The sequence below is a fragment of the Vibrio crassostreae genome, assembly GCF_041439375.1.
Classification (GTDB): Bacteria; Pseudomonadota; Gammaproteobacteria; order Enterobacterales; family Vibrionaceae; genus Vibrio; species Vibrio crassostreae_D.
In genome coordinates this window covers 35,634-55,021 of the sequence record NZ_JBGONY010000037.1, presented here as the reverse complement: position 1 = coordinate 55,021, position 19,388 = coordinate 35,634, and the positions used below count along the sequence as shown (strand labels likewise).

Sequence of the window (19,388 nt, the reverse complement as noted above, 5' to 3'; positions counted from 1 at the left end):
AGATGATCTGATCGTAGCTTTAAGCATTAGTTCCCTGATTTAGGAAACAAAGCCTGTTAGCGAAGGAAAACATATCAACGATCTTTATTCGATAAGACCCGATGAATAATGCTTTAGTATAGAGGACTAGGTCAATAAACCTAAGAGAAGAAGCTTGAGTGACATTTTGTGGAACACCCTTTACTGCAATGCCATTAATTAGACATATCGCAGCAAAGGGATTCAGTCTCGAATTACTTCAGGATTCGGGCGCGGAATTGACGACCCTTCATTTTACCTGATTCGATTTTGTTCAGTGCTTTCTTAGCCACAGATCTTTCTACCGCTACGTAAGCACGCATTGCGAACAGATTGATCTTACCTACTGATTTACCATCAATGCCGCCTTGACCCGTCAATGCACCAAGAATATCACCAGCACGAAGCTTAGCTTTCTTACCACCATCAATCTGAATGGTTACCATGTTTGAGTAGTACGGCTTAGCAATGGGTTTTGCTGGAAGCTCTGATGGCTCAATCGGCATATCCATGTACTCATCAATTTGAGCAACACGGTACATCTCTTTCTCGCTAAAGAAGCTGATAGCGACACCTTTACTTCCTGCACGGCCAGTACGACCAATGCGGTGTACGTGAACTTCAGGGTCGCGAGACAATTCAAAGTTAAATACAGCGTCTAGGTTATCAACATCAAGACCACGAGCCGCAACGTCTGTCGCAACGAGAATCGAGATCGTTTTGTTTGAGAACTGAACCAAAGCTTGGTCACGTTCACGCTGCTCCATGTCGCCATGAAGTTCGATAACGCTGAAACCACGGTGGCTTAGCTCATCGTTTACGTTCTGTACTTCTTTCTTAGTGTTACAGAACACAACCGCAGATTCCGGTTGGTGATGAAGTAGCAGCAACTCTAGGGCATCATCACGAGCTTCAGAACCTTCTAGCTTGTAGAAGTGTTGCTGGATGCTTGAGTGGTCGTGCGTTGACTCAACCTTCACCATTTCTGGGTTACGCATAATGCGATCTGCAACAGATTTGATCTGTTTAGGGAAAGTTGCACTGAATAGCAGAGTTTGGCGTTCTTTTGGCGCCGCTTCAATCACTGCATCCAAGGCGTCTTGGAAACCCATTTCTAACATACGATCAGCTTCGTCTAGCACAAGTGTGTTCAACTCAGACAGGTCGATACGGCCTTTCTCTAGGTGGTCAAGAATACGACCAGGAGTGCCCACAAGAATGTGTGCGCCATGCTCTAGTGAACCAATCTGTGGGCCCATTGGCATACCGCCACATAGTGTCAGCACTTTAATATTGTGGATACCACGAGCAAGAGTACGGATCTCTTTTGCTACTTGGTCTGCAAGCTCACGAGTCGGACATAACACTAAAGACTGAACACGGAAACGCTTAACGCGTAGGTTCTGCAGCACGCCTAAACCAAAAGCAGCTGTTTTACCTGAACCCGTTTTACCCTGACCAATAACGTCCTTGCCATTTAGGATAGTAGGAAGACTTAACGCTTGGATCGGCGTCATTTCAGTATAACCAAGAGAATCTAACGTATTTAGAAGCTCTGGTTTAAGGGCGATTGAAGAGAATTTTGAAGTGCTCAATGGAAATATCCAACTGGTGAAAAACAGAGTGCATTATGAGTGTTTTTGAAAATTATTCCACCTTAATCACAGTTTTGAAGAAACATGTTAGGCGAGCACAAAAAAGCCAGCTTTCTTAGCTGGCTTTTGCTTCTATACGAATTGCTTCCTATGGCACACCGTGGCCTTTAGAAGCTACCCACACGCGATACCATTGTTCGCGAGTCAGTTCAATTTTCAGTGCATCAACAGCTGTCTTAACGCGCTCAATCTTACCTGAGCCAATAATGGCAATTGGGTTAGATGGTAAACGGCGTACCCATGCGTAGATCACTTGATCAATGCTGTCTGCACTCACTTCTTGACGAATCGCTTCTAGCTCATCACGAACACGAATCGCTTGTGCTGAGTCACCACTGAAGATACTACCACCACCAAGACAAGACCACGCCATCGGGCGAATGCGGTTCATCTGCAGTTGATCTAGTGTGCCATCATGAGCCACTTCGAAGTTCAATGGGTTGATTTCAACTTGGTTGGTCACTAACGGCTTACCAAGGCGAGACTGAAGCAGTTCGAACTGACGCGGTGAAAAGTTAGAAACACCGAAGTGCTTAACTTTACCTACTTTGTGTAGCTCTGCGAACGCTTCTGCTACTTCATCGGCATCCATCAATACGTCTGGGCGGTGAATCAATAATACATCGAGTTCGGTTACACCCAAACGCTCTAGAGAATTATTTACCGATTGGTAAATATGGTGTGCGCTGGTGTCATAGTGATTGATCTTACGATCAGGAGTGTGGTCACCACATAGATTAATATCGCACTTGGTGACGATTTGAATATCATCACGAAGGCTTGGTTCAAGCGCCAATGCCTCACCGAATAACTTTTCACATTGGTAGTTACCGTAAATATCCGCGTGATCAACCGTTGTGATACCAAGATCAATGTGTTGCTTCAGGAAAGTCAGGCGTTGTTGCGGGGTCATACCCCATTCTGCTATACGCCAGTATCCTTGCACCAACTCAGAAAGTTCTGGGCCTTGTGGCGCTATCGTTACTTTTGCAACCATGGGTTGTCTCCTTTATCAATACTGAACGTATCCTAAGCTCGTTTTACCGAAGGCTCAACGTATAACAAATGGCAAAGGCAAACGCTTACTAAAAATGTGAGAGCCGCAGAAAAACGAACACTTAAATGAATTATAACTTGCCGTCTGCCCGCGAGCCGTTCTCCTGAAAGGCTTGTTTAGCCTAATAAATAACGAAACTATCTATAAATTTGAGCAATTAAAAGCGATTAAGTTCAACCGTTAAGTTGTCACCATCACTATGTAACTGAATCCAAGGAGAGGAAGATCCAGGAGAAGATAAGTTAGGAACATTCCATACACTCATTTGCTCTGATGAACCGTGTGGCGCGTTGATAAATTCGACCAGGTGTTTATCCACCTTATCGAAACCAACACCTTCATTTCGAGCTCGTTCGAGTTGAGCAGTAACATCGAATTCATCTTCGCCAATACGAATTGAACTGAGAGCAAAGCCATCTTGGCGAAGGTATGCCTGAAGCTTTGTGTAACTTAGGTTCGAATATGGCAGGTTTAAGCGCACTGTTTCAACACTTGAGTCCCCCAACTCCAGTTCAACATAAACGTCCAGATCGTAATATTGGGTTAAGTCACTACACAACAAAGTGCCTTCGGTCTCACCACAATCCATCAAGTCGATATCGTTAATATAGTTTTGAGAATTCGGCAGGCTTGGGCTGCTGTTAAATACTGTTCTTAGCCACCAGCTTTCGGTTGCTTGTGCGGAAAATGCAAAAGCATTAAGGGACAGCATTAAAGGCAAGATTAGAACTTGAAAGATTTTCATCGACTGGGCTTATTTAGCGCTATATGAAGTATCCATTATACGTGACCAATCGACAAACAACTGCTCGAGTCGCAAACTTTAGGCGAAAAAAAACGGGCATACATGCCCGCAGATAAATTCATCACCGAATAACGTAATCCGTCACGTTGAGAACCATTACGAAAGTAAGGATATCACTCCGCCAGCAAAATCACAAAACGCCGTACTCATTACTTATATCCACCTTCAATTGCAGGTTCTTCAAGCGACAATCTCACTTTGTTACGTTGAATCGCTTCTGGTGGTAAGCTGATGAAACCGTACTGATTTAGTACCTCTTGATGGTCTTCAGAAAGCGTTAGACCAATAAAGAACTTCTCTTGCTCAGTAAACCCTTTACGGTGTGCAGGGATGTTCAAGTATATGTAGTACACAGTCGCTAATGGGTAACGCCCAGAGAGGATTGTCTCTTTGTTAAGGTCGTAATTAACCCCTAAGTTATCGACAACACTCAACCATTTCACATCAGAAATTTTATCAGAGTATACGGTGTAACCAATAGCAGCTTCTTCATCTTCAATCTTATTTATAAGATGCGGTAAATCCGTTAAAAATTGAGTATGAGCGTATTCCCCGTCCGTTTCACACTCAACCCAACTTGAGAAGGTGGTGTGCCCCTTCAGGTTATGATCAATGGCGAAAGGCAACATGTGAGTATCTAGGCTTTCACCATTACGAGCATCACTACTAGCCAACCATTTCGGGTGTTTAGGATCGTTAGAACACCCAAACACATCGATGAGTTCAGCAACAGTGATCGATGTAGCAGGGTTTTCCTCATTGGCCAGAATCGCAATCACGTCAGCGGTAAACATCAGCTCTGTCGGTCTATAACCGTAGCGCATGTCAAACCTAGCCATCTCTTTGTCAGTCCATTTTTTGGAAGTGATACCAACACGCGAGCGCTGCATGATCATCTGTTCTGGGACGCTGTCACTCAACAAGATTTCTAAGTCGATCTCTTGGCTCTCAAGCAGGTCTTCAACAAGTCCCTGCATATTAGGCTCAATCGCGACCAAACCAATGTCACTGGCATCATTAGCTAATGTCGATGCAGATAGCAACGCAGGTACAGCAGCAAGCAGCAAGCCCGATTTATTAGATAGACGTTTCATTACTGGCCTCCTACTGGATCAATCGACGTTTTAGACTCAACATCGCTATTACTATCGAGCTGCATTTCTGAAGTGAAGATGTTCCAAGATGGATTCACTTCCATGCTTTCTGTTTTAATCACCGCAATCGTTCTGCGCTTACGTTTGTGAAGATGCTGAGTTAGGCTAGTGATCTGAGTAAACTCTTGTTCGAAAATACGCTCACCATCAACGCCTCTGTCAATCAATGCGTCTCGAATCACGCCAGTTCTTTTCTTGGCCAGTGCTTTGTTATAAACGTTTGTACCTTCAGAACTGGTATCACCTACCAAGGTAACCGAGGCGTCAGGTTGCTCTCCTAGTAAACGCACCAACTCATTTAATACAGCCGTATGATCAGGTTTAAGGTCATACTTATCAAAATCAAATGCCACGCTTAATACTTCAACGTCTTCGACAATTTTCCAATTGGCACACCCTTTAATGTCTACCGCTATACCTTCTGGCGTATCGGCACAAAGATCTCGCTGATTAATCACACCATCGCGGTCATTATCCGCTAAGTCATCAATTTGATGGCGTGTCATGGTCGTATCGGGCGTTTCTGCACATCCCATCAGCAAAATAGAACTAAGTAGCGCTAGTTTAAAATATCTCATTACTTGTTCTCCCCTTGCCACTCTTCTGGATGTTCAATCCTTAACGCATACGTCAACATGCCCATCGCATTCAATACTCGATAAGCCGCTAACGTTTGATCATATTCAGTGCTAATGAAGTTTCTTCGAGCCAAGAACACCTCGACCTTCGCATCAAGTACATCGAGTAGGCTTCGTCTACCAACATTAAATTGTTGGATATAGCCGAGCTCTGCAATTTTCGCTGCATCAACGTTCTGTTGAAGTAGGGATTTTTGCTGTTCTAGCATTTTGTATGCGTTCCAAGCCAGTTGTGTACCTTCTCTAACCTCACGCTCCGTTCGTAGTCGTATCGCTCTTGCTTCTTCAACTCGCCAAGCCGATGATTCAACTCTGGAATCGGTAGAGAAGCCATTAAACAGGTCATAATCCATCGTCAACATCAGTCGAGCATCTTCATCGACACCACCTGGAGGGTTAGATACGTTGTCATTCTTGTTAGCATGAAGCTCAAGTTTAAGCTCTGGGTAGTAATCTCCCTTCTCACGGCGCATCTCTTTACGAGCCGCGTCGATATCAAGCAAAGATGCCTTGATTTCTGGGTGATTCTCGACAGCCTGTTCAAGTGCGACTTGTGCTGAGCTTGGCAATAAAGCGTAATCAAAACGAGGATACACCAAGCTCACCGCAGGTTTACCAACCAAGCGTAGGTACTGTGTTTGCAAATCAAAAAGGTTGTTCTGAGCGGCAATGAGTGAGGACTGTGCTGTGGCAACACGGGCGGAGATCTGAGCCAAATCCGAGTTACTACTCAAGCCTTTGCTCTTTTTATCTTGGATATCTTGATAGATTTCTTGGTGCTCTTTTACGTTGCGCTTAGACAACTCAAGCAGCGTCTCTGCTTTAAGGATATCAAGATAATTTCTCACTACATCTAACGATACGTTTTCAGCGCGAGAAATCAGGGTTAATCGTTCAGCTTCAGCTTCGAACGTCAGTCGGTCGACATTCGACGTCGTTTTAAAACCATCGAATAGTAACTGAGAAACTTTAACGCCAATTTCCGTTCGCGTTAGGCCTCGATCATCAGTGTCGAGTTTGCTACCACTGTTGTAGCGCGTCTCTTCATAACCTGCCGCTGCGTACAAATTAACTTGCGGCATATACAAACCACTCGCCGCGTCACCGTCTCTAATCACCGATTGATATCGGGAGTATTGCGCCAATATCTCAGGGCTATAGTCGATGGCAAAGGCCACGGACTCTTCTAATGAAGCTGCTTGAGACAGCCCACTCATTAGTAAGCAAGAAGAGAGTAAGAATTTTGAATGCATTACACTTCCTTTTATATTCATGCTTAACGCACTTCATCGTTCGCGAAGTGAGTTTTCCTTAGCTCGTAAAATAGGTTTTAACCAATAACTCAATACTGTTTTCTCTCCGGTCAATATATCAACCGCGACTTGCATCCCTGGGATAATGCTAAAGGCAGAGTTTTGTTGCTGGTCTTCGTTTAACTGAATATGGGCGCGATAATAGGCGTTGCCGTCTTCCGTTTGTAAGGCGTCGGCACTCACGTAAATCACCTCGCCTTTAAGTCCGCCATAAATGACGAAATCATAGGCCGTAAATTTCACTGTCGCGCCCAGCCCCTTATGAACAAACGCGATATCTTGTGGAGAGATTCTCGCTTCAACAATCAGGTCACTGTTTGACGGGATAATCTCAATGATCGGCTCGCCGGGACGAACAACACCACCAATGGTACGCACAAAGATCTCTTTGACTGTGCCATCAACGGGCGCAACAATTTCGGTACGCTTGAGTTGGTCGGCAATTGCCTGCTGGCTTTCGTTCAGCTGTGCTATCTTGCTCGCCACTTCATTCAACTGACCTTGTACTTTGGTACGAAAATCTAAGGCAATGCTTCGATGATCCGCTATCGACTCTGAGTAGGCGGCTATCTGCTTCTGCGCTGCTACTTTTGAGCTAGCAATATCACCTTTGAGTTTGACCACATCACGGTTCAGTTTCAGCAGTTCAACTTCTGCTACAGCACCACTCGCCACCACGTCTTTCAACATGTTGTGCTCTCGAATTACAATATCTAGGCTGCTCTCTAACGTCTGAATATTATTAAGCGTATCGACTCGAGCCTGGTCTTGTTGTTCGATACGAAGTGCCGCCTCTTCCAGTTCAGATTTCAACTGTCCCAAACGCTCTCGATAGTTCGCCTTGGCATTCATTAACGCAGGGTGGCTTGATACATCAACAATGATATTTTGCGGTACTAAGACTACTCGCTCATACCACTCTTTTGCATCGTTATTTAAAACGACCGTCGACAGCTCCGCCTTTAATCTTAATTGCTGAGCAAGCAAGGTATCCGCTTGTTGAGCCGACTCTAAAAACGCCGCCTTAAAGCGTGTATCTTCTAACTTAGCGAGAGGTTGCCCTTTCACAACAGATTGGCCTTGTCGCACTATGATCTCTTGAACCAAGCCCCCTTCTAAGCTCTGAATCGTCTGTACTGAAAGGCTAGGCACCACCTTGCCCTCACCAATCACCACTTCTTCGAGAGTTGCCCACGTCGCCCAGCCAATGATCGACACAATCAACAGTGCACTTAGCCAAATCAGCTTTCGAGAGCGGAATGCTAAGTGGTTGTTGGTCCACTGAATATCGTTACTCATGACGGCCTCCCTTCACTACAGATACCGTCTTAAAACGACTCGCCCCTTTGGGTACACTTTTCTTCTGAAGCGAGAGAATATCTTTAGGCGCACCTTCCGCCACGATTTGACCTTTATCTAAAACGATCACGCGGTCACACATCATTAAGAATGAAGATTTGTGCGAACTGATCAGCATAGAAGTTTCTCTCGGCATACTTTGCAGTGCATTGAAGAACTGTATCTCAGCTTGGTTATCTAACGCGCTGGTTGGTTCATCCATGATCAATAACTTTGGACAACGGTATAGTGCTCTTGCAATGGCGACAGCTTGGCGTTGACCGCCAGATAACAACCGGCCACCTTCGCCAACTGGTGTCTCAAGACCATTACTCAAACGCCCCATATAGCCGTTCAAACCCGACTGTTGAAGCGCTTGTCTTAGTTTTACTTCATCAACATTGGTCGCACCAAGCGTAACGTTGTCGTAAACACTGCCAAAAATAAGATTGGTGGTTTGCCCCACCCAGCCCATGCCACTACGCAGAACACTGGTTGGCCATAATTGCCCATCAATCTCTTGATAGAAAGCTTGTCCTGTTGTTGGCATATACTGGCGAGCAACAATCGATAGTAGGGTTGTTTTGCCCGCACCTGTCGCACCAACAAGGCCAACTCGTTCACCCGGCTTTATCTCCAGTGAGATATCCTTCAATGCAGGGCTTTGAGTTTCTGGGTAAGTGAACGTCACTTCATCAAGCCTTACCCCACCGTCAAAATCCCCCTTGTCTATCACCTGATGTTTCGACTCTTCCTGAGGCAGTTCCATTATCTGGTTCAAGCCTTCGACTGCCGAACGGGTTTGTTGAAACCTCAGTAATAGAAGAGAAAGCTGATTCACTGAACTCGCTGCTCGCCCACTCAGCATCACCACTGCAATTAACCCCCCCATGCTGAGTAGGCCTTCAGAGATCTGATACACACCGAAGATAATCAAAGTGATGGTGACGATCTGTTGACTCGACTGAATAGAGTGCGTCACGATATTGGAGTAGTGTCGAGATTGAGTCTGCCATTGGGATAGCGAGGAAATCGTCTGCTCCCAACGCTTTTGAGTAATTCCTTCCGCGTTGTTTTGCTTGATATCCGGAAGGGTTGTTAAGCAATCAAACAGCTGTGCTTGTCTTTGTGTCGACAAACGTGCGGTTTCATCGAATGTTTTCTCGACTTTACCTTTCATCGCAATGCTCAGGACAATCAATACCAACATGATTGCGACTGGGATGAACATCATCGCGCCACCGAGCCAACCGATAAGAAACAGGAACAACAAGGTGAACGGTAAGTCGACTAACGTGACCAAAGATATGGAAGTGAAGAAATCTTTTACGCTATCGAAATCTTGAAGCTGCCTTGCGAATGCTCCCACCGATTGTGGTCGGTTTTCGAGTTTCATTCCGAGAACTTTTGAGAACAACTGAGAAGACAGCTTGTTGTCTATATAGCGCCCCGCCATATCAGTCACAGAGCTTCGTGAGCTTCTCAATACCCAATCAAAAACAACGACAATACCAACGCCTGCGGCCAGTACCCAAAGCGTGTTAAACGCTTGGTTTGGTACCACACGGTCGTACACGTTCATGGTAAAGAGTGGAACGACTAGCGCCAATACGTTGATCAAGAACGAAGCGATAAACAGGTCTCGGTACCAAGGTTTCACTTCTTTGACCACACGCCACAACCAGCGCGTGTTTGATTTACTGTCACTGCGTTCGTGCGATTGAACACGAGCATCATCGAGAGCTTGAGCGCCAACTAGCCAAACATAAGTTTCGACTTGTGCGACCAACTCTTTTAGCGAGATAGTCTGACTAGAATCACTTTCACAATCTAAAACATCAAAGTCATCACTAGCGCCTTGAGTAACAACTACGGGAGCTCCTGTCGCTGATTTCACAGCAACAACCGGAAACTGACATTGAGTCAGCAACTCTTTTTTTACATGACTCAGAGTCAAGCCTGATTTCTCAATCGCTCTTGGGAAAAGGGACTCATTAAGCCTTCCTTGGTCTAAAGGTAGGCCAGACACTATTTTGGACGGGTGGCTACGCACATTAAAATGCTCACACAACCACTCAACACAACCTAGCCAGCTGTCTTTTTGTTCTACCAATCTAAAACTTCCTTTTATAGACTGTACATCTAACTTACAGCGTTAAATTATTGTCTTCTATCATTTTTTGTAAAATTTGTGCTTCTAATGCACTGCTACTATCACCCTGATACAAATCATCATACGTCACCTCGGCGAGCAAGATATTTTGTTGGACGTCATCGTCTCCATTGGCCTTAATCGAAATCGTTACGCCTTCCGCTGATTCTTCTAGATCGAGGTACTGTGTCGCACCAATGCCCGTCGCGATACCTAAGCCACCCAGGATACCTGACAAATCAATCGCATCCGTGTCTGGTGAGGCATCAAAATCTTGAACCACATCGAAGCTCGGCGCATCTGCACTGCCTAAACCTGTAGATTCAAATACAAAGCTATCCGAGCCTGTACCACCAATTAGCAAATCATTGTCATCTGTTGCGGTAATCGTAGAGTCACCTTCAGCCACAAACTCAACCGATACGGTTTGTGGGAGCCCTACCGCTTGGTTATTACCGATTTCTGCTGATGGCTCAATCGTTAGATCAAATTGATCACCACTGTTGTAGCCCCCGGTAATCGCTACATTAGGCACATCCGCCAAGTTCACCACGTATTGTCCGCCGACCATCGAACCATGTGAGAAAGTCAAACCGGCAGGTATGTCATAGATGGTAATAAAACCCTCCTCAGAATCGGCAGGGTTAACGAGAGAAAGATCTAGACCAAGAGGAATCGTGCCGCTTGCTTCAGCGACAATTGATGGGTATTCGAGGCTTAACAACGGAGCATCGGGCTCTGGTGTAATCACCAAAGTCATATCTTGTGAACTTGGTTCGCCAGTATCTGTTACCAAATTACCAAGCACCGTATTTTGGTCAACCGTTTGACCAGTGAGCGTAATATCGAGGTTGCCCCAAGCGTCTCCAGCAAAGAACTCAAGCTCATCAACGGAGCTCGCAGTCACCAGAATAGTAGCGTGAACACCACCAACCCCATTAGAGATAAACTGCGCGGTTTCAGAGCCAATGCGAATTCTATCAAGCCCAATTAAACCTGAAGGATCCGAAGTCCCATTTACCGTGAGTGTAATTAATAAAAACTCGTCACTGTTGGTTTCAAAACTATTCGCATCGAGTGGAATAACAATACCTTCATCTTCACTACCAATCAGCTGTTCAGGTAGGTCGAAAAACTCAACTTTATCACCGATAGGATTCACACCGACGGTAAACTCAGATTCTGTATAACGAATATCTGTTGTACCAATTTCTTGAGTGATTGCCTCAAGAGCAAGATCCATATCTCCACTGAAATCCCTTGGCGGCAAAATAACTAGGTTCGCAAGCTGACTTGGATCCAACTGCCATTCATAGGTAGGGTTTCCATCGAAGGTACCGCCATCAGCGCCATTGTTTGGAACCAATTCATAGGTATCTCCTACTTTAATTGCGACAACTGCGCCTTCAGGAACTCCCTTTAATGAAAGTGACATATTTTCAGAGCCATCTTGGTCAATCAGCTCTGCGCTAAGTGATGACAATGAAATATAGTTGTCTTCGTCACCTACTATATTCTCCGTCACCAGGTTCGCCGCATCAGCGACAGGCTCAACAGTAATAGTCACCACCGTCGTTTTATCTTGCGTATCCGTTTCAGTCACACAATCCGCTTCATCGGTAATATTTGCTTTCACAGTGAGGGTAATTTCACCACTGTAATGTTCAGGTGGAGTTACCAACACGTCACTCAATCGGATAGGGTCTGTGACCGTCCAAGTGCCATCGCCATTGTCAACTAACAGCCCGGTGTCTGTTGGAGTTTCAGACAAGGTTGCTCCATTCGAAATGCTCACCGTTAGAGAGTTAACGGTTTCTTTACCAGTAGCGCTGTTACCTTCACCTGTTATTAACTGCCCTGTTTCAACGCTGTCACCAAGGACTAGCTCAAGATTAAGGTCTGTCGCGGTGTCTTCTTGAATGGTTGTAGCGTCAGTCACGACCGTAATGTCGTCCACAACGGGTAGAACTTGAATACTGATGGTTTGGTCTGTTGTAACGGTATCTCCGTTACAAGGAGAGGTCTCAATGGTTTCAATCGTAAAGTTGATACAGCCAGCAAAGTCTTCATCTAAGCCCGTTAACGTTAGTTTCGAGAGTCCATCTGCAGTAATTGAATAACCGACGATCTCACCAGAAGCATCGTATTCAGCAATCACACCATCACCGGAGATCTCAACGCCTTCAGGAAGTGAATCGGCAGGAATATAGAAAGAGATTTCATTGCCTGGATCACTGCCAACATCGGTGTTTAACAAACCAGTAAGATCAATATCTTCCCCTTCAGGTGTTTTAATTTCGCCATCGGGTTGAATCGGGCTTGGTGGACCAACAGGATCACAACTGCCGCCACCGCCATCATGACCAGTAATTTGCAGCGGGAAAGTCGCATCAATATATCTCGCATCTTCGCCATCAATCACACGAGCACGAACCACAATATCCAGTACCGGAGTATCACTTGGACTGGAAATCGTCGCATTATCTAAAATGTACGCTGCAAGCTCTTGGAAAGAGTCACTCGTTAGCCCATTCGCCGATATAATCCAATTCCCCGAGCTATCTTGCGCGGCACCATTAGGGTGCTCAACAATCAACGAATAGCCGTCGGGAATTTCGATCAAAATATAATCGAGGTACTCTGACCCATCGATATCCGCGTCGACGAATGTCACGGCGTTAGATATATCAACAGGCGAGCCATCTGTACTCTGTAAAAGCTCTGTAGAGCCTTCTAATCGAGTATCTAACTCGACACGAGCATCGACAGTCACGCTAATAGAACCAATAATATCTTTAATATCCGTGGCACCAGTTGGAGAGGTATCCGTGACTTCATAGGTGATAGGAATCGAGAATGTTCCGCTTAAATCTTCTGTCGCTGTAACAGAAAGCCTACCGCTGCTTAGAAGATCCGAAAGCGTTGGAGTTGTTGAGTCCAGTAGAGTGTCCAAATCTAAGCCTGAGGCTGGAATCTGAATAGCACTCCCATCAAAATAAAGAGTGAGATCTGCAGGTAGGCTATCAATGACATATCCCGTCAAGGATTCGCTGCCATCAATATCCTGATTCACTGAAGGCTCGAGGTTAAGGCCTATTTGACTATCTTCGATCCCTTGAGTACTCACCACTTGACCGTCTTTTTGGTCAACAATAGGGGCTAACTCTACTTTAAGTGTCATCAGAAACTCACCCGAATCACCATCGGGCTCAGTTGAGATAGCAATAACGGTGAGTTCTAATTCACCACTAAAGTCAGGAACCGGCTTGAGGTACAGGTCATTCAGTTGAGCGTTAGATACTTGGAATACAGGTCCTGTAACATCATCAACATACGCAATCGTCAGTGATACTGGCTCACCCAACGCATCCACCAGCAAAGTGCCTTCCGGAATGTTGGTAAGCAGTATGTTGATCTCTTCTGAAACATCGTCATCCGTCGTTTGTATGAGGAAGTCGAGTTGTATTAACCCATCTTCATTTAAGACCGATTGGTTGCTGATGACTTTACTGTCACTGTCGTATTGCCAATGACCATTACCGCCGTCTACCGCGATAGGTTCATCTACAACACCTTTCAAAAAGATGTTGATGGTTTTTGTATCACTTGACGCTTGCCCATTGATAGGAATAAGTGAATCGACCGTCGACTCGGTCGCTATCGCTGTTACGTTTATTGACAGGTCTTCAGTAAAGGAACTGATATCTTCTTTAGGCTGAATATAAGCAACACGATTGGCGATTGCTTCGGCAGTGACTGAATAGGAGTTGTTGCCTATCTTTGCGGTACCATCACCTTCAACAGACCAACCATCTTGAACTTGGATAATATAACTTAACGATTCAGAACCGTCGGTGTCGGTAAGAGTGCCTTCAATGACATCTTTGAGATAAATAGCTTCATCCTCTAGTCCCTTATAATCTTTCACTGATAAATGCGGAGTATCTGCATCCGGTGACATTTCGACCACTACGGTATTGACAATATCGGCTGTTTTATCACCTGGATCCGCGAAGGTATTACCCGATTCGGTTGCGACCGCAGTAATCTCAAATTCAAATCGACCCGCTAAGTTTTCATCAGCTCTGATTTCCATTTTGTCGATTTGATTCTTAGTGTACTCCTTACCCTCTTTAACGGCATTTCCGTTCAAGGTGATATTTAGCCCTTCTGGAATACCACTTATCGTATAAGTTAGTGTTTCCGACGAATCTTGGTCAACGAGTTGAGCGGTAATATCAAGCTTGATAGGGTCGACGTCATCTTCCACAGATTGATAAGTGAAAACCGAATCAGACCAATCTGGAGCGTCAGCTACAGGCAAAACAGAAACAGCAATATCAGCGGTAAGCTCTTTTGGTACCGTGTCGGTACTAATGATGGCATTGATTGCCAAAATAACCGTCGACGTAGTATTGGATTCATGAAGCGCAGGGCGATAGGTTAACTGCCCGTTCGGCCCCGTAAACTGGCTATCAATCATCGTCAGCTGGCTTCCAGATAAGGTGACCTTGCCGTCAACAACTTGAAGTAATACCCCATCAAGATACAAGCTACCACCATTTAATGATGCTTCGGAGAACTCGATAGCGGTAACGGTTTCACTTTGGTCAATATCACCCGTTGAGACACTGACGACAATAATCGCATCGTTATCTTCTGTGGTTTCAGAATCTTCATAACGAATAAAACCTTCGTTATCATCGAGGACAAGTGTCGCAGTACTATCGACTTCATCACCATCCGCATCTCGCACCAAGTAATCAATGTCATCAACGATCTTAGGATCATCTGGATCCGTCGTTACATTAGGATTTGTAGTTAGCTGGTAGCTACCATCAGGTGAAAGCGTAAACTGGCCGTAAGTTGACCCACCATCATAATCATTAATTAGATTAATCGTGATCGGTGTACCGACGTTATCAAAGGTATACGTGGCATTTCGATAAGTGAAACTAATGATTTCCGCGCCGTCTGCACCTGCGAACTCTTCGGTTAAGAATTGCCCTGTAAGGTTATCACCCTCCACCAACTCAATAGAGCCATCTCGAGCAGTCGGCACATCATCTTTTACGTTGACAGAATAGATAGCAGGGTCTGAACTGTCTCCATCCGCATCGTTAACCACCAGCTCGAAATTAAGAGCTAGGTTGTTTTCACCATCGCCATATGCGTGATCTAGTGGTGCATAGAGATCAAACTCAGTGGTCCCGTCAGTATTAAAGCGAATCCTAAATACGTTATTGCCGTCAGTATCTTGCCCGTAATACCAACCATCAGAATCAACAGCTTGGAGGGAGATCGCTTTCCCAGCGCTAGCGTAGCTTAGTGCATCAAATGCTGCGGTGTTGACCGTGACAGAGACAACATCATCAGAGCCCTCGATAATACCTAAAGATGGGCTGCTATCTTCTACTCCAACTTGCTGACCATCTCCTTGCAAACCATCTTCATCAACTGATATGCTTCCAGTCACCGAAATTTCAGGATCTTTACCGTCATAGATTTTAATATCAGACGCTTGCGTGTCTCTCGAACCATCGGAATCAATGGTGACGATAGAAGCAGGAATCGTCAGCTCGGTGTCTTTAGAACCTGAGCCATGATCAATGGACTGATACAGCTCAATAACGACATCAACGCTTGTTGAACCATTGGCTTCAAGGCTGAAGCTATCTGGTAGTTTGATTCTGAAAACAGCATCGCCATTACCAAGAACCGCATCAAAGGTACCATTGCCGTTATCACGCCAAGTAAGCGCTTCACCATTGCTGGTTACCGCTAAACCATCGCTATCAAGAACAGCTTGGCCCGTGGTCACATCCAGACCTAAGAAAACCAGAGGGTCATTGCCCGCGGTAACGGCTAAGCTCACGTTTGCTGTTGACCCAACTCCCGATGGAGTGTTATCAGCAACGGGAATTTCACTCAATTCCACCATTCCAGAGCCAATCGTTGGCTCACCACCATCAGTCACTGATACATTCAGGATTAATTTGGTTTCATCGTTATCATCATCTCTAGCGGTAACAACAAATGGAATTTGGTCCGAAGCAGAGCTTTGATCCAAGCCTTTGTTTAGAACAAATGTGTAAGTTACATTCGAGTCAACCTGGCTGTCGGTTTGAGGGAAACTAAGCGTAAAAGCAACGTTCTCCGCACTGACAGAACCAACGTAACCGGTGAGCAAGTTTCCGTTAGGGGAGACAGTGTAGACAATCTGTTCGCCTCCGCTAAATAACAAGGGTTGATCAGCTAAGTTGAAAAAAAGTGCCCCCTCATAGTCACTACCTAAATTGAGGCTGAAAACACCGGTGCTTGATGCAGTGCCACTTGAGAGATCAGATTCATCAATGACCGCATTGCTCACACTATCTAGGCTAGGATTCGCCCCATCTTTGACTACCCACTTAAAATTGCCGTCAGTTAATGCGGTACCATCCAAATCAGTCCCTTTAACGTTCAATGATAATGTGAGTGAATCTCGGACAAAGTCGTGGTTAAGCGGTTTATTCAACACTAAAGTAACGTCCGCCAAAACATCATCACCACTCGCGCTTGCTGCTAGCGTCAGTGTAAAAATAGTTTCGCCGCCAACTTGTGCTGTAATCACTTTACCGTTAGCTGACAAGGTGTAAGAGAGCGGTATCAGAATATCACTCGTAGTTATATTCAGTGCATCGAGTTGATTCAAAGTGCTAATATCAAAAACTAGTGAGTCTGGATCAGGGTTATCAGAACCTCCCAAAACGGAGAACTGACCCACTACCGTTTGGATACCATCTGCAACATCTGTTTCTATTGTTGTCGTACTACCATCTACAATGTGACCACCTGCACCATCAATAATATCGATAATAGCAGTACCACTACCAAAGTCGTTGCTGATATCCCCAGCGACGTAATTAAATGTAATATTTTGGCTGACCGTATGATCAAGGTTTCTATCAGCAACAAAATTCCAATGACCATTCGCAAATACAGTCAAGGTGCCTTCGCTAGTAGTAAATGAAACTGGAGAACCACCGACAATCGTCTTGGTCGTGCCATCAACTTCAACACTTTTTATCGTAAGTTGAGCATCTAGGTCTATATCGTTATTAAGGACGTTGCCAGATGCAACTTCCCCCTCAACCATTTGATAAGATTCATCAAAAATAAGTGGTTCAGAATCTTTAATGATAATAGGCAAATGGCCGATGACCAGCTCCGTAGTGCCATCAGCGTCCGTTTGCAAACCTTCAATAACCAAAGACGTTTGAATAGAATTTAAACCTGTCTCTTGGTCAATCGCCTTATAGAAGTTGATGTTTACGTTACTGCCAGAAATAGCAGCATCGAATACAATTTCGCCATCGCTTCTTGTTCCGGTTAGGCTTTGTTTGTCACCTGATACGGTAATCGTTATCGACAAGCCTTGAGAAGTTAGCGACTCAGCTATAGTTTGATCTTCGCTAAACGAGAAATCTGCAAAATCGATCCGAATATCAGAAGTTTGTGTTTCGTCTCCAAAAATACCGATGATGTTTTCCGAAAACACAACAGATTCAGGAAGAATAATCGTTGGCATATCATCGATGGCTTCGTTGCCGACTGTATTGAAAACTTTTGCGTCGATCGTCCATTCTGCCGACGAATCCAATGCAGAGATGTCAATGTTCTCCACCTGCCAATTACCCGCGGAATCAACTACGCCCTCAAAGACTAGTGTCTGAGTTCCGTCGCTTACTTCAATGTAAACCGGTAAACCTTCTGCAACATTGGTTGTACCCTGCATGGTGGTAAGTTGGCCACTACGAAATGCCAAAATACTAAAACCATCTAACGTATCAATATCAATAACAGACGAAACGGTATCAATAACAATGACCCCGGCACTATTTACTGCATTCGCTGGGTTACCAGCGATATCAATAGTGTCAGCCTCAATGGTAATACTGCCATCAGCAAAACTCGTTAAATCGACGCCTTCGACAGACCAAGCACCGTTCACAACCGTTGCCGTCAGCGCGATAACGTTGGTGGTGCTGTCTGAAATACGGATATTGACCGTTTGACCATCCTCAACATTTTGGACGGTACCGAAGAACTTGGCAGACTGAACTTCGAAACTGTTGAGAACACCATCGCCGCCATCATCAACACTTGCGGTGATGCTCGCTAACGTATCTTTGATTATGGTGTCTGTCGCTGTGGTTGGGTTTCCGGCAATATCGATGGTGTTAGCAATCACCGTCAACTCCCCTTCCGCAAAACTTGAGTAGTCTTGTAGAGTGAGAGTCCATGTACCACCCGATACGGTCGTTGTGTATTCTTGGGTGAGGCCTTGGCTATCGGTAATGGAAATGCTTATCATCTGACCATCTTCAACATTGGCTACGGTGCCGACTAGCGCTCCGTTGGCAATTTCGAATTGGTTGTAAAACTCATCACCAAAACCATCAAAATCAACATCGATTGTAACTAGGGTGTCTTTGATTGTAGAGTCGTTGGCCGCAATGCTGTTACCAAACTCATCAGCAATGACCGCATCGACCTTAAGATCCCCCTCAGCCAATGAAGAGAGATCAACACCGTTCACAACATAGGTTTCATCGCTTGTGATTGCTGTTGTGGTCACCGTATTACCATTAATGTCAGTGATCGTTAGCAGAACGGTACGCCCGTCTCGAACATCAACAGCGGTACCCGTTATCGTGACTGAAGGTACTTCGAACTGGTTTTCGTAACCGTCACCACCATCTAAAATATCTACGGTTAACGCAGCACTCGGTAAAAGTATGTCGAGGTTACCTTCATTCGATGTTGCGTCGTCTTCAAAGTATTCTGTTGGTCGAGTATCAAAACCGGCTTCTGCCAGGGTTTCGTTTAGTGTAGATCGGACATAGGCAATAAAAGAGGCACTAGCGCTAGGTTGGTCGTTTGAAGCACTCGGCTGTTCTGGCGAGCTTTCAATGTTGTTTACAAGCTGTGTCACAACCTTTTCCAACTGTTGTTCTACAGCTTCTATTTGTGGTTCTGTCAGAGGTTGAGTCTGGTCCAAGTTTTGAGGTTCAATACTCACCACTTGCACGCCCTCAACCTTCGCTTGCGTAGCGGGTAATGGCTGCCAAGTACCGTCAGGAAACACCTGCCAAATTACCCCGCCAACTTCGATATATAAAATAGGATCCATCCTAAACCTCTTCCTTACAAAAACGCTGACCTTGAGAACATCAATTTACTCAATAAAAGGCTGGAGAAATCAGCGAACTCTCT

The 19,388-nt window shown here is 45.1% G+C and carries 9 protein-coding genes; all 9 read right to left on the bottom strand.

Features of this window, described 5'->3' with window-relative positions; translation table 11 throughout:
• Positions 1 to 233 precede the first annotated feature (233 nt).
• Positions 234 to 1,613: an ATP-dependent RNA helicase DbpA gene (gene dbpA, locus ACED45_RS15525; protein ID WP_017064348.1), complete on the bottom strand. Its 1,380-nt coding sequence runs from the start codon at positions 1,611 to 1,613 to the stop codon at positions 234 to 236.
• Between the two features lie 148 nt (positions 1,614 to 1,761).
• On the bottom strand, positions 1,762 to 2,670 hold the full coding sequence (locus ACED45_RS15520; protein ID WP_146490890.1) for an aldo/keto reductase: 909 nt from the start codon (positions 2,668 to 2,670) through the stop codon (positions 1,762 to 1,764).
• 217 nt (positions 2,671 to 2,887) lie between these two features.
• Positions 2,888 to 3,475 carry a hypothetical protein gene (locus tag ACED45_RS15515; RefSeq protein WP_371714413.1) on the bottom strand — a complete coding sequence of 196 codons (588 nt, stop codon included), beginning with the start codon at positions 3,473 to 3,475 and terminating at the stop codon, positions 2,888 to 2,890.
• 209 nt (positions 3,476 to 3,684) lie between these two features.
• Entirely contained in the window at positions 3,685 to 4,629 is a 945-nt protein-coding gene (locus ACED45_RS15510; RefSeq protein WP_371714412.1) for a PstS family phosphate ABC transporter substrate-binding protein, read from the bottom strand.
• Positions 4,629 to 5,267, bottom strand: a complete 639-nt coding sequence (locus tag ACED45_RS15505; protein ID WP_371714411.1) for an OmpA family protein — start codon at positions 5,265 to 5,267, stop codon at positions 4,629 to 4,631. The genes ACED45_RS15510 and ACED45_RS15505 overlap by 1 nt, the downstream gene beginning before the upstream one ends.
• A complete protein-coding gene (locus tag ACED45_RS15500; protein WP_371714410.1) occupies positions 5,267 to 6,580 on the bottom strand; it encodes a TolC family outer membrane protein in 1,314 nt (437 codons plus the stop codon). The genes ACED45_RS15505 and ACED45_RS15500 overlap by 1 nt, the downstream gene beginning before the upstream one ends.
• 33 nt (positions 6,581 to 6,613) lie before the next feature.
• Complete coding sequence (locus ACED45_RS15495) at positions 6,614 to 7,939, bottom strand: HlyD family type I secretion periplasmic adaptor subunit (protein ID WP_371714409.1); 1,326 nt, start codon at positions 7,937 to 7,939, stop codon at positions 6,614 to 6,616.
• Positions 7,932 to 10,091 (bottom strand): type I secretion system permease/ATPase, encoded by a 2,160-nt coding sequence (locus ACED45_RS15490; RefSeq protein ID WP_371714408.1) that lies wholly within the window; start codon positions 10,089 to 10,091, stop codon positions 7,932 to 7,934. The genes ACED45_RS15495 and ACED45_RS15490 overlap by 8 nt, the downstream gene beginning before the upstream one ends.
• A 34-nt stretch (positions 10,092 to 10,125) precedes the next feature.
• A complete protein-coding gene (locus ACED45_RS15485) occupies positions 10,126 to 19,305 on the bottom strand; it encodes a T1SS-143 repeat domain-containing protein (RefSeq protein ID WP_371714407.1) in 9,180 nt (3,059 codons plus the stop codon).
• Positions 19,306 to 19,388: the final 83 nt, after the last annotated feature.

Excerpts from the sequence above, each read along its gene's own strand:
- ACED45_RS15520 (WP_146490890.1), bottom strand. The coding sequence starts at position 2,670 with ATGGTTGCAAAAGTAACGATAGCGCCACAAGGCCCAGAACTTTCTGAG.
- ACED45_RS15485 (WP_371714407.1), bottom strand. The coding sequence starts at position 19,305 with ATGGATCCTATTTTATATATCGAAGTTGGCGGGGTAATTTGGCAGGTG.
- ACED45_RS15495 (WP_371714409.1), bottom strand. The coding sequence starts at position 7,939 with ATGAGTAACGATATTCAGTGGACCAACAACCACTTAGCATTCCGCTCT.
- ACED45_RS15510 (WP_371714412.1), bottom strand. The coding sequence starts at position 4,629 with ATGAAACGTCTATCTAATAAATCGGGCTTGCTGCTTGCTGCTGTACCT.
- ACED45_RS15505 (WP_371714411.1), bottom strand. The coding sequence starts at position 5,267 with ATGAGATATTTTAAACTAGCGCTACTTAGTTCTATTTTGCTGATGGGA.
- ACED45_RS15515 (WP_371714413.1), bottom strand. The coding sequence starts at position 3,475 with ATGAAAATCTTTCAAGTTCTAATCTTGCCTTTAATGCTGTCCCTTAAT.
- ACED45_RS15500 (WP_371714410.1), bottom strand. The coding sequence starts at position 6,580 with ATGCATTCAAAATTCTTACTCTCTTCTTGCTTACTAATGAGTGGGCTG.